General features: G+C 56.2%; 9 protein-coding genes. 2 read left to right on the top strand and 7 right to left on the bottom strand.

Annotated features, from left to right (window positions below; genetic code table 11):
• The first annotated feature begins 35 nt into the window (after window positions 1-35).
• Window positions 36-533 carry a hypothetical protein gene (locus QMK58_RS16145; RefSeq protein ID WP_053159262.1) on the top strand — a complete coding sequence of 166 codons (498 nt, stop codon included), beginning with the start codon at window positions 36-38 and terminating at the stop codon, window positions 531-533.
• A gap of 547 nt (window positions 534-1,080) precedes the next feature.
• Window positions 1,081-2,760 (top strand): BCCT family transporter, encoded by a 1,680-nt coding sequence (locus QMK58_RS16140; RefSeq protein ID WP_082344466.1) that lies wholly within the window; start codon window positions 1,081-1,083, stop codon window positions 2,758-2,760.
• Between the two features lie 190 nt (window positions 2,761-2,950).
• On the opposite strand, the gene QMK58_RS16135 is transcribed toward QMK58_RS16140, so the two are convergent.
• The 7 genes from QMK58_RS16135 to QMK58_RS16105 form a co-directional block, all read right to left on the bottom strand.
• Window positions 2,951-3,337 carry a cupin domain-containing protein gene (locus QMK58_RS16135; protein ID WP_053159264.1) on the bottom strand — a complete coding sequence of 129 codons (387 nt, stop codon included), beginning with the start codon at window positions 3,335-3,337 and terminating at the stop codon, window positions 2,951-2,953.
• 31 nt (window positions 3,338-3,368) lie between these two features.
• Window positions 3,369-4,232, bottom strand: coding sequence for an AraC family transcriptional regulator (locus QMK58_RS16130; RefSeq protein WP_320395024.1), 864 nt, complete (start codon window positions 4,230-4,232; stop codon window positions 3,369-3,371).
• A 333-nt stretch (window positions 4,233-4,565) separates the two neighbouring features.
• Window positions 4,566-5,135, bottom strand: a complete 570-nt coding sequence (locus tag QMK58_RS16125) for a YSC84-related protein (RefSeq protein ID WP_053159268.1) — start codon at window positions 5,133-5,135, stop codon at window positions 4,566-4,568.
• Between the two features lie 332 nt (window positions 5,136-5,467).
• Window positions 5,468-6,526 carry a diguanylate cyclase gene (locus QMK58_RS16120; RefSeq protein ID WP_053159270.1) on the bottom strand — a complete coding sequence of 353 codons (1,059 nt, stop codon included), beginning with the start codon at window positions 6,524-6,526 and terminating at the stop codon, window positions 5,468-5,470.
• A gap of 485 nt (window positions 6,527-7,011) precedes the next feature.
• On the bottom strand, window positions 7,012-8,430 hold the full coding sequence (locus QMK58_RS16115; protein ID WP_053159272.1) for a DUF1254 domain-containing protein: 1,419 nt from the start codon (window positions 8,428-8,430) through the stop codon (window positions 7,012-7,014).
• Window positions 8,431-9,400: 970 nt separating this feature from the next.
• On the bottom strand, window positions 9,401-10,630 hold the full coding sequence (locus tag QMK58_RS16110) for an OprD family porin (protein WP_053159278.1): 1,230 nt from the start codon (window positions 10,628-10,630) through the stop codon (window positions 9,401-9,403).
• A gap of 49 nt (window positions 10,631-10,679) precedes the next feature.
• Window positions 10,680-11,654 (bottom strand): hydroxymethylglutaryl-CoA lyase, encoded by a 975-nt coding sequence (locus QMK58_RS16105; RefSeq protein WP_320395023.1) that lies wholly within the window; start codon window positions 11,652-11,654, stop codon window positions 10,680-10,682.
• Window positions 11,655-11,713 lie beyond the last annotated feature (59 nt).

Genomic DNA, 11,713 nt, shown 5'->3' with positions numbered 1-11,713 from the left:
CTATGCTGAGCTGCCTTATTCGTTGAGATAGCAGCATGTCGTGTTTGAAAGCGCTCATTTCGCCTTTGGTGTTCATCGCGCAAGTGGTAGGGCTTGGGGTGGGCAATTATTGTTATGCCGCCTCCAGCTTAGAAAGGCCAATCGTACGAGGTTACGAAGGGAATGGAGGCGTCACCGTTGAACTGGTCATGTCTGGCTCACCTGGAAAAGAATGGGCATTGCTCAGGATTCGAGGAGCGGAAACGGAAGCGGGGGCCGTGGTACATCAGGCAAACGTTCAGCGCTCACCGGTTTCGACATCCTTTGTAGAAATTATCAACGGGGTTTCACGGACAATTTTTGAGGTGCGAATGCATCAGGGTTTTCTTCCGCGTCAAGACCAGGAGCCTTATGTCTTGGGAGAAAGCGCCCGCTTGGAGAGACTGAGTAATATCGGTATGGAGCTACAGAGGTTTGGAACTGAGGAATTTGCCGTTCATCAAGCTGGGACACAAAGCGCCTTGTCCGAAGGCTTGACCGGTAACCGTCCTTGATCAAACGGCTTCTTTTGGCCGATTTCTGCCTGTGGCGACCGGCTGAAAACGACCCATAACGGACACTTTTAATAGCCTCCAATTCTGCTTGTACCTCATCGCGTACGAGGGCGGGTATCTCTACAGAACTTTGGGTGTCGAGTGCCGCTGAGCGTGACGTTTACGCCGTCTACATCTCTCGGCAGTCTGTCGATGCGTAAATAACCCGTTTCAGAGAAACGCTAAAGGCGAGGGTGGGAAGCCAATTGGCAGGCAGTGTACTCGGGTACACGTAAGGCGACCTTTGAGGTCGTCTTTTTTTTGACTGAGAGCTTACTTCGCCGACGCAGATGCAAGGATCGGCGATTGTGGATGTAAGGTCTTTTCGACCTGTTCCTATACTGCTCCGCCCCCGCTCCAAAGGCCAGTTGTACCACGATTGACCACGCTCGATCGCACTTTGGGCGGGGGTGTCACTTCTGCACTTCTATGACTGTTCCAGGCGGACGAAGGTCGCCAGGGAAGAGGCAAAAACAAGATCAATACAGCCGCTATAGAAAGGTAATCCATGAAAATTTCCGTGAAAGTTAACCCGGTTCAGCCGGGTGACCAACTTCCCCGAGCCAGCAAAGATTATTTGCTGATAGTGGTCAGTGTGGTTTCGATCTTCCTCACTGTGTTTGCTTTGGCCGCCTTTCCGGCGCGCTCCGAGCAGGTCGCCAGCCAGTTGTTCACTCGTGCCACGACGCTACTCTCAGCGCCGGTACTGTTGACCTTCCTGGCTTTTGTGGCGGGCTCGCTGTTCATCATTTTCAGCAAGTACGGGAACATTCGTCTGGGCTCGGGTCAGCCCCAGTTCAAGACCGTGCCCTGGATCTTCATGTTCATTTGCGCAGGATTGAGTTCCGCTACCCTCTATTGGGGATTGGTGGAGTGGGCTTACTACTACAACACGCCGGGTTTGAATATCACGGCAGGTTCAACCGAAGCGTTGAACATGAGCATCGCGTATGCGTTCTTCCATTGGGGCTTTGGTACATGGGCGTGCTATGCGGTGGGCGGCATGGCCATGGCTTATTACTATCATGTGCGCAAGCATGACAAGCTCAGCCTCGCCGGCATCATCGAGGCTGTTACGGGATGGAAAGCCAACGGCCCGATTGGCCGCCTGGTGGATATCATTTTCCTAATTGGCACCTTCGGCGGACTCACTGTCACCATGGTGGTGACCACGCTGACATTCTCCAACGGCTTCTCAAACCTGACGGGACTGGAAAACAACTTTGCGATGCAAGCGGGAATCGTGTTGCTGATCGCCAGTATCTTTTCGCTCAGTTCATACATCGGGCTGGAAGGCGGAATGCAGCGCCTGGCGAGCATGGTGTGCTGGGGCGCATTATTTTGTGCACTGGCGGTGCTGGTGGTCGGACCGACGGGCTTTATCGTCAACAATACCGTGAATGGCGTGGGCTTGATGTTCTCTAACTTCCTGCACATGAGCCTTTTCACCGATCCGTCAGGTAGTGGTGAGTTCACACGGAACTGGACGGTGTTCTATTGGTTCTGGGCGATCTCCTACACACCTGCGGTTTCGATTTTTGTCGCACGAGTTTCTCGTGGTCGCACGTTGAAAGAGGTCTCGGCGGCGCTGTTGTTGGGGGGAAGTGTCAGTTGTTGGGCAATTTTCGGCAGCCTGAGTGGCTACGGCATCGATCAATTGATTCAGGGGCAACTCGATGTTCCAGCCATCGTTGCCAGCCAAGGTGGAGAAGTGGCGATTACTCGGTTGCTGGACGGGTTTCCGATGTCCACGGTAGCGACTGCGTTCTATTTGTTTGTGATGGTGATCTTCCTGGCTTCGCACATCGACGCCTCTGCCTATACCGTAGCTGCCGCTACCACGCGTAATCTGCCTGAAGGCCGTGATCCTTCACCTTTCCTGCGACTCTTCTGGTGCGTCATGCTGGCCTTGGTGCCCTTGACCATGATCGCCAATCATATTTCGCTGAAAACCGTGAAGACCTCAGTCATCCTGACATCGATTCCATTTCTCTTCCTGCTACTGATCATGGCCTATGGGTTGGTCAAGTGGATCCATGCTGATTATCGTAATCGAAGTGCACAGGACATTGAAGAAGAGTCACGGCTTCTCGGCCTGAATCTTGACGTGGGGTCGGAAAACAGGGTCCTCGATGGATCACCTGAAACGACTGCATCGGCCTGCAAGGCGCCCACTCCAACTATTTGAAACCTTGCCAATGGACGCTCGGCGTTATGCCCAAGGACGGGCATAGATAGAAATCCCAGTGAGTGAGGCAATGGCATATTTAAAGCAATGGTATAGCGGTGAATGGCAGCTTCTGGCCGGAAGGGGCCTGTCGCAGGATTGAAAATCTGAACAGTCAGCGCCGTCCAACAGGTTTGGACGGCGCCCTGGTTTAGATCCAGACGTCGTTGTTTGCCGTGCGCTCGCCACCTTCCTGGCCGGTATTCAGTATCCCGCGAGGTTCGATCATCATCAGCCTGGCTTCGCCCTCCGAGGCAGTTCTGTGCTCTACGCCTCGTGGCACCACATACAACTCGCCTGGGGCGACATATACGCTGCCATGCGGTAGATCAACACGCAGCTTTCCCTCTAACACAAAAAATGCTTCGTCGGTTTCCGGGTGTGTGTGCCAAATGAACTCGCCCTCGATGCGTACGACCTTGAACTGGTAGTCGTTCATCTCGGCAACCACGCGTGGGCTCCATTGCTGATCGATGAGCGAAGCCTTTTGGGCCAGGTTGATGGCGTGCGCGCTCGGTTTCTCGTGAAGGTATTGCATGGTGGGTCTCCATTAAGCAGGAGCCGTTACCCTAACGGAGGAGCGGTTGTTCAGGCTTGTACGATCCTGCAAGTAGACGCTGGACTCGAATACGCTCAAGCCAGCGCATTGGGGGCACTCCGAAACAGGCGGTGAAATGTCGGGTCATATGGCTCTGGTCGTGGAAACCCGCTGCTAGTGCCGCATCTACGAGTGTGAAGCGATCAAGGATCAGGGCGCGAAACAGGTCCAGACGGCGCAACGTTACAAAGCGATATGGGCTGGTGCCAAATAACGCTCTGAAGTCACGTGACAGGCTCCAACGCTCCTGCCCGCAGGCATGCTCGAGCATCTGCAGGGTAATCCCCCCATGAAGATTGGCCATGATGAACTCTCTTGCCCGCCTGGCAGCCTGGTAGTCCGGGTTCTTGCGCCCGCGCGGCTTGCCTGCGACCGCTCGCAGCGCCATTGCAAGGTCAAACAAGGCGTCCTGCTCCTCCAGTGGGTCGAGCGGATGATCCATTGCCTGCACGAAAGGTTGGCTGGCGTTATATAGGCGCGAGTCATTGGACAGACCACCAGCAACATAGGGCAGTGACTCTCCGCCAAGAACTTGCTGAATCATGGCGGGGTCCACATAGGCCATACGGTAACGGAAGCCCGCCTCGGTCCCGGCCATACCGTCATGCAGTTCGTCTGGATGCAATACCAGGGTATTCCCCGGTATACCGTGGCGCAAAGCCCTCTTGTAATGGAAGCTCTGCACGCCCGACAGAGTCCGGCCGATGGAGTAGGTGTCATGGCGATGCGGGTCGTATCCATGCCCCCCGAACCAGGCCTCGATTCGTTCTATTCGCCCAGGTTCGGCATTTCGCAGAACCCAGTCCGTCGCTGAGAAAGCATTATTTCGATCCATGAGTGGCTGTCCGGGAATGCTTGGATCAATCAGGCTGTGATCCACCGTCGATGGAACAACTATACCTTTGCAGAGGATGAGCTGGCAGGCTTCAAAAAATGATGGGGCGTGACCGACCGCTTTTGGCTGTGCCTGTTGCGAAGAGCAGCAACCGACCCATTGCTGCCCTCCGCGCCCAAACAGGGGGTATTAGTTCAACTGAACCCCCTCCGGTACGCAGGACATGCAAGTTATTGTTTGCCCTGCCATGTATCGGGCACCGTTTGTCCCGCGTCAGGCCGCCGCTCGCTAGCCGTCGCCGGCTTATTTACCTGAAGGCACATGCAGACGGCCTCAGCGATTCAGCTTGGTGATTTTTGAACCCTGCAATCCCAGCCCGGCCATTAAGCCCTTTTGATCAAAGATGAACGCATAGACATCGGACTGAGCCGTTGAAGTAGTCAACGACTTGGCCATGCCTGAATCTACGACCACGATGCTTGGGCCCACACCGACCTCAAATCCATTCGCTTTTTTCAGATCGTTCATCGCTGAATAGGTCATGAAGAACATCACGTAACCAAACTTCTGCACGCCCGCCTGAAGGCCGTAAGAGGCTGCTGTGGTCGAGTAGTACCCCGTGACTTTTCCGTTCTCAATCAATTCACCTTCGCCACGCTGTGCGCCGGCAATGAGGCCCGCTTTCAGCACCTCAGGGAAAACGAGAATACCCTTGGCTCGCTGCGCGAGGGCGCGCGCTTGCGGCGTCTTGGCATACAAACTCTGTAACGCCGCGTTCGCGTCGCGGTTCATTTCTGCGTTAGCAGCCTTCACTTCTGAGGCGGAAGTTGGTTGATCCATCTGGCAGCCCGACGTGAACGCGAAGATTGAAATCATTGCCATCATTCGAAGGTATTTGGTCATGAGCAATATTCCGTTTCTGTACCTGCCATTGAGGAACCTGCGTGGCGATCGCCATTGCGGATCAAAGACTGACGGGGTCGATCTTTCACTTAGACTTTAACCCTATTAAGCGGTTGGTCAAATGCTATGCACATGCATGCTTCTGAGACGAAATCGACAGTCAGCTTCTGGCCGTTCTCTGCCGGTCGTCACTACAGCGTGTGCTGGTCCATTCAGTTTCAAGCTGCGAAACACGCGCTCCATCGGGGCACTATCCCAGTAGTTTCCACGACGAAACTATCTAGTTGCTGTAAAAAATTGATTTACAAGGTGTCTAGCGTATCCACTGTGATTCAAGGTGCGTTGACGATGTCGCCTAAGGTAAAATGGACCTTGTCGCGCCCGCTATTCTTGGCCGCATACAGCGCCTTGTCGGCTTCGCTGAGCCAGTCTGCGGCGTCGGTCATTGCACTGCCGCACGATGCCAAACCGATACTCAGGCTGACTCGCAGCTCAGGTAGTTGCTCATTGCGGTAGTTGCCCATTGCCCTTCGCAGTCGCTCCATAATTTCGACGGCCTGGCTCACCAGGCTGTTGGGCAGGATCACACAGAACTCGTCTCCACCATAGCGACCGGCCAGGTCACCTTGACGAAGGTTTTTCTTCAGTTCGGCGCTCAGCTGGCGTAGCACGCTGTCGCCAACGAGGTGGCCGTAAGTGTCGTTGATCTGTTTGAAGTGATCGACATCAATGATCGCGATCACCGTTTCGAAGCCCTCCTGCCGGCAGGTGAAAAACTGCAGGTGAAGCAAATCCTTCCACGCCCCATGATTGAGCAGGCCGGTGAGACTGTCGGTACAGCTCAGGGCGCTAAGACGGCGCTTGTGGTCGGCGAGCTTAATGGCCAGGCGATAACAGACCCAGCCCAGCGCTAGTGGATAGAGCGTCAGCATCGGCAAGCAGGCGTAGATCTGTACGTCGGTTACAGTAAGTTGTACCTGCGGGCCGAACAGTGTTATCGCAAGCAGAATTCCGACAGTCTGGGCCAGTGCGCCATGCACGAATAAACGCTGGCCGCCTGCAGCGACGTTGTTCATCGTCATCATCGAAAGGATGGTCACGGCAGGCAACGGATTGAACTGCATAGTCGCGGTCCAGAACCCGCCCATCACTGAGTCGAAGAGTAAGTTGCGCCGCTCCGCCTGATACGGCTCACTAGCGCGGGTGGCCAATTGATAGGCCAGATGCGGCCAAACCAAGCCGTTGAAAAACAACAGTACCCACACCCATCCCGGCAGGCCCAGCGGCGCAATGGCGGCCAATACGCTCAGCATGCCAATCGCCAGGCCAATAAGGCGTGGCAGGTAGATTCGTTTGGCAAAAGACCGTCCTTTGCCAATCTTGTTGACCATTATCCCATTACCATCCATGTTTCCTTCCCTCGATCGTTACTGTGCTGCAGGAGTCGCCGCCGATCGCATAATTTGCATGAACACTCTCAATATTGACGCGAGGGTGAAGAGCGACCTTGCAAGCGCTCTCAAGGCCTAGGTAAACCGCTCTGACTCCTGGTCTGCCACGATCGTACAAGTCTCACTGGTCTTTCGATCATAATATTGAATCGCCATCAGAGCGACTTCTGAATCGGTCCTGGTCTCATAGGTATCTCTGACGGGCTGTTTTTGGCCGGTTTCTGCCCATCGCGAGAGGCAGAAAACGACCCAGTAGACGGTCGCGGACGTAAGAAACCCAGGGGTGAAGTTGACGCGATTTAAAGCTTGGCTATCACCGATTCCTAGTGCGCTTATTGGCCAGTCTTTGAATAGCTGTAACAAATCTGATGCCCTGGCCAGCGGCGGCTCACCAAGGCCGTCCGCTGGATACAGTTGTCAGCGCGTCATGTAACTTTGACGATCTGCGGTGGACTCCATGTCCCTTTGCCAGGAGGCAGGATGGAAGGCGTTTCCGTCTTCGGCCAATACAGGCGCATCACCATGTAGATCAGATCATTTGGTGCGGGCAGCCAGTTGCTTTCCTTGTCTGCGCCGGGTGAATCCTTCTGGATGTACAGCGTCAGCGAGCCGTCGGCGTTCTTTTTCATATCGGGTAACATCGGCGCGTTGATGAGGTAGCGATTGATCGGGTTCTTGATCAACAGTTGCGACTTGCCGTCGTACATCGTCACCGACCAGAAGGCATTGACTGGCGGGAGTTGCCCGGCAGGAAAGGTGATCGTGTACTTGTGCTTGCTGCCGTCGAGTCGCTCGCCATTGGGTAAGGTACTGGTTATCGGATACGTGGCCTCATCGGCATCGTTGGCGTAGATGCCCGCTTGCGCGACGGCAGCGCGCTTGAGCCAGTCACCGTTATAAAAGGCACTGTTGCCACCGGCACCGGCAATGTTCCAGCCGTTGATCTTCGTGCCGAGATTCTTGATCCCATCCTCGACCTTCGCATGCCCAGCCTGCATGCCCTGAACGATGGCGGACTTCTGCTCGGGCGATAGAGCCTGGAAGTTAAAATCCTTCCCTACGCCGATTCGGGCAAGTTTCTCGCGGATCGCCACTTCATTCGGTGCGGCTGGGTCGAACTGCAAGGCAAAGCCGAGGTATTTGAAGAAGTCGGTCTTGACCAGGTCGTTGTCGATCTTCGGGAAATCAATCGGCGGCGCGGCAGGTGGCGCAGGTTGCTTGAGATAGGCGGATAGCGGTTGTGCCTTGTAACCGGACTGGATCTTTACGACGTTGGGCATGTCCGCCGAGTTGAAGAGCTGGGTCCGGAAGACCGCGAAGGGCAGTTGCGTGCGGGAATGAAACACCTTCTTGACGCCCGGCGGAGTCGCGCCTTTCCACTCGGGGCCGACCACCATGTAATCGCCGGCTTCATCGCCGGTGGTACGGCTGCCGATGTAACCGAAGTTGTAAGTGTTGCCGTCGATGAGTTGCACCGTGTAATACCGCGGTTTCTCGACCGCTGGTACCGAGAGCACGATCGGCTCACTGCGCAGGTCCATGAAGAGCATGGAATATGGCGTGTCGCTGTTCGGCGAGACGATGGCCGTGTCCTTGTAGGTCGCGACGTGGTGCAGGCTATGGATCTGGTTGAACGGCGCCTTGAACTGGCTGGAGTTCTTGTCCACCGCGTAGTCGTACATGATCGCGTAGTTCATCACGATGGGCAGACCGTAGATGTAGCCTTCCTCGGCAATGGCTTTCGTTTCGGCGGGAGTGATGTCCGTTGCGTGAGTGAGGATGGATGTAAATGAGGTGAGCAATAACATCGCACAGCCAACGGCTTTCGGTAGTGGGGTTTTCATTAACCTGCTTCTCCATTCCTTGAATCGGATCGTTAGTCGATCAACTAACCATCAATTGGGCGATATGAAGGGCGCACACTTCACGACCTGATGACACATCGCGCTTCTCGTCTTCCTGTACGTCTTTGTCTTGCCCGACGATGTCACTCCGAACGCGACACTGTTCCAAGAGAAGTCGACATGGATGGGGATAGCAAACCCAGGCTGCACGGTCAGTATAAGCGGCAATTTAAATAACGCTGCTGAGAGGTCGGCAGCTTTTCCAGACACTGCCACGCACCGACGCAGCATCGCCGTCCTTTCTGATCCGAGGCTCCCCATCGAAATTTTTCCAGGCTCTAGTGGAGAGGTATGACGGCATAGGTCATATGGGTCGGTCAGCCACAGGATGAACACCGCTGGGAACTGAACGGCCCCGACGGCGCCCGCACCGACGTCCGTCCCCGCTATGTGACGCGGGCCATGTTGGGACTGCGTGCCGCCGCGATCGCCGGTGTGGGCGTGGTCAAGTTACCGCGCATGATCCTTACCGAGGCTTTCGCACGCGGCGAGTGGGTACAGGTACTCCCGGGGCGGGAGCCAAAACGCTAGATCATCCACCTCGTATTCGCGTCGCTGCGCGGACAGCTTCAGAGCGGCGTCATAAAACGGTATTTTCATGAAGCCGCCCAGGCTGCGTGGGGGGCGGGGAGTACTGAGCTTAAGTACGAACTGTTCCATTGCTCCCCGTCCCCACAGCTACAGTTTGTCCAGACCGATGTCGTCGGCCAAGCAGACGCCGGTACGGGAGAGCATCCGCAGATCAAAGCCGTCGAGGAAAGTGATCCGCACCGACTCACAGATGATCACTTAGTTGAAACTCGACAGTTTGCTTCCCTCTATCAGGGCGCAGAGATCAATTGCGTGTGACTGGGTCATAGTTGTTCTCCACACAATAAGACCCAAACTCGCAGGTTCTGGCTTGCCGGATTCACCACAGTTTCCAGGTATAAGCGGCGATCAGGCGATTCTCATCAATCTTCTGAGTCAGGCCATTGCCGGACCGGAAAGTGACGTTGCGCCAGCGTAGGTTCAAGCCTTCCAGCATTCCACTCTGGAAGACATAGCTGAGGTCGGTATCGCGCTCCCACTCAGTGCCATCGCGTACCGTACTGGTGCGAATGTCGTCGCCTTTCACATAACGGTTCATGAGCGTCAGGCCCGGAATTCCGAGGGCTGCGAAGTCATAATCATGGCGTAGTTGCCACGATTTTTCATTGGCCCTGGAGAAGGAGTTGTAGGTAACCAGGTTTACCAAATAGGGCATGCTGGTGTCGATGTAGGGGAATGCGCTGTCGCCTGACAGACTCTGGAATGCGGCGCCGATTCGATGCGCCCCGACCGACAGGGTGAACATGCCGTTGAAGTTGCGGTTATCAATTTTTCCGGCTTTGCTGGCGCCGATGTCATTGCTGTCGAAATAACGCAGGTCGGAACGCAGGCTCACTCCCTCTGCTAGCGGCAGTACATGAACCAGCCCGGCGAATTGCTGGCGATAGATGTCCTGTAGATCACCGTGGTGGTAAGTCAGAGTCAGGTTTTTGCCAAACGCATAGTCACCACCGAGCAAGTCCATATGATCGCTGCTCTGGCCGGCAAAGCTGATGTCATCACTGTGCGAGTAGTTGCGGTCCTTGCTTTCGGTCAATCTCGCCGCGGTGAAGGTCAAATCGTCGATTTCCTTCGACGTCAGGTAGGCGCCAGTGAACGTCTGGGGCAGCAATCGGGTATCGGAGTAGTAGGCCAGCGGATGGGTCGGTATCAGGGTTCCCACTTTGAGCTGGGTCTGGGACAGGCGCATTTTTGCGGTTGGGCCCAGTGCGCTGTATTCGTCCACTGGCTCGTGGCTTTGCGGGCCGAAAGCTAGCAAGCCTGTGCCACGCCGATCTCGGCTGGAGTCGAGTTTTATGCCCAGCGTACCCAAGGCGTCGAAGCCGAACCCCACGGCGCCGTCGGTGTAGCCAGACTGAAATTGGGCGATGAAGCCTTGGGCCCATTCCTCGGCCTTTGCCTGGGGGGCGCCACTTTGGCGAAAGTCCCGGTTCAAATAAAAGTTACGGGTGGCCAAGGTCGCGCTGCTGTCTTCGACGAAGCCTGCCTGGGCGAAATTGAGGTCGCACAAAACCAGTCCTGCGGTGGCAAGAGATAGATACCTATTCATTTTTTTATTGTTCTCTAGGGGGGTTGAAGAGCTTTCAAGCCTGTGTGGGTTAAGTGGAGCTCACAGAATTCGTTGAATTTTGAACGTTAAGCCGCGCGATACCCTCCGTAGAGGTTTGAGCGGCCCGCTCGCGCTGCCGGATCAGCCAGCGCGCCGAGTGGCCGCCCAATGGACGACCTAGCAAGGACTCGGCAAACTCGATCGCGCTCACCAGCGCGACTGGGTTGATGCCGGTGTCGAAGCCCGAGTTCTCGGCCAGCAAGACGAGATCCTCCGTGGCGAGGTTGCCGGCAGCGCCGGGCGCAAACGGGCAGCCGCCAATGCCGCCGGCGCTGGCATCAAAGCGGCGCACGCCGGCTTCGATTGCCGCCCACGCATTGGCCACGCCCATCCCGCGGGTATCGTGCAGGTGAATCGACAACCGATCGAGCGGTACGACAGTCGCCAGTTCGGTCATGCGCCGACGCACCTCTGCAGGGAACGCCGACCCGATGGTGTCCGCGATCACCACCTCGTCGGCACCGGCCGCATACATCTCGGCTGCCAGTACCTTCACGCGGTCCAGCGGCGTGGCACCCTCGAACGGGCAGTCGAAAGCGACGGCGATATAGGCGCGTGTCTTGATTCCGCTCGCGCGCGCCTCGCGCAGCACCAACGCGGACTCTTCGCGCGCCTGCGCCAGGCTCATGTTGATGTTGCGGCGATTCATTTCCTCCGTCGCCGACAGGACGACCGCGACTTCCCGGCAACCCGCCTGCAGCGCTCGTTGCAGGCCCTTGAGGTTCGGCACTAGGACCGACGTGCGGAGTGTCGGCAGGCGCTGCTGAAGACCCAGAACGACGTCGGCCGCATCGGCCATCTGGGGAACAGCCTTGGGCGATACAAAGCTCGTCGCCTCCACGCTGGCAACGCCGGCTGCCACGAGGTGCTGCGCAAGCGCCAGCTTTGCCTCGGTGGACACCTGGGCGCATTGGTTCTGCAGCCCGTCGCGCATGCACACATCGGTGATATAAAGACGTTCCATGAAGTCAGCTCCTCATTAGGAGGTTGCAAAGGCCCGTCCGACACCTGTCGGCGTCGGCG

Source organism: Pseudomonas sp. P8_241, from assembly GCF_034008315.1.
In the GTDB taxonomy this organism is placed as follows: Bacteria; Pseudomonadota; Gammaproteobacteria; order Pseudomonadales; family Pseudomonadaceae; genus Aquipseudomonas.
The sequence above is the reverse complement of the archived record's forward strand: the minus strand, read 5'-3'. Positions and strand labels throughout refer to the sequence as shown.